This is a genomic window from Bradyrhizobium sp., assembly GCF_016462955.1.
GTDB lineage: Bacteria > Pseudomonadota > Alphaproteobacteria > Rhizobiales > Xanthobacteraceae > Bradyrhizobium.
Window position 1 is genome coordinate 4,006 of sequence record NZ_JAEMSD010000520.1, and the last position, 661, is coordinate 4,666.

At 59.6% G+C, this 661-nt stretch carries 2 protein-coding genes; one reads left to right on the forward strand and one right to left on the reverse strand.

Translation table 11 applies throughout. The features are described 5' to 3' along the window. A partial coding sequence (locus JHD07_RS33315; protein ID WP_291629863.1) for a WSC domain-containing protein occupies positions 1-238 on the forward strand: 238 nt, incomplete at its 5' end. Between the two features lie 3 nt (positions 239-241). Here JHD07_RS33315 and JHD07_RS33320 read toward each other — a convergent pair. Next, on the reverse strand, positions 242-661 hold a 420-nt coding region (locus tag JHD07_RS33320), incomplete at its 5' end, for a DUF1496 domain-containing protein (protein ID WP_006023035.1).

The window sequence follows — 661 nt, forward strand, 5'->3', positions numbered from 1 at the left end:
AAGCGAAACACCGATTTTTTGCCACAGCCGGGTTCTTTTCCGCGGTTCCGCCCGTGTGGTAGACAACGCGCCGAAAGCCCGGAGATGCCATGCCGGAACGCAGGACGCATCCTATTGCTTCTGCGGCAACGCTTTCGGGAAATTCGGCAAGTCCGATGGCTGCAACGCCGAGTGCACCGGCAACCGCGAGGAGACATGCGGCGGCACCTGGGCCAATGCGATCTACAAGGTCAACTGATCTCTACTCGCAGAACCGCTTTCCGTCCGTATAAAAGCAGAACGGCGAACTATCCGTCGGCGGCGAAATTTCCCGGGCGATGTTCCGGCGATTCCAGATCGCGCGCCGCTGATATTTTGAAAGGCGCGGCGCAGGCGCCGTGCAGCGGCTGCTGAGGTGTTCGTCCGTGACATTGATCCACACAGCCTTGGCGCCATCGACGGTGCAGGTCTGCATCATGGCTTTTTGCACACAGACGTTCGCACCCTCGCTGTATTTTCTGTTGTTGTAGACACACAACAGCGCGGCAGGCTTCGGCTCGGCGGACGGCCTTTGCTCGACCGTATTCTTTTGTTCAGTCGATGGCTTTTGCTCCGGCGGCGTTTGCGCAGCGGCAGGCACACCGAGCAGGACAAGAAGGCAGAGCGAGAGGGCGCGGATCAT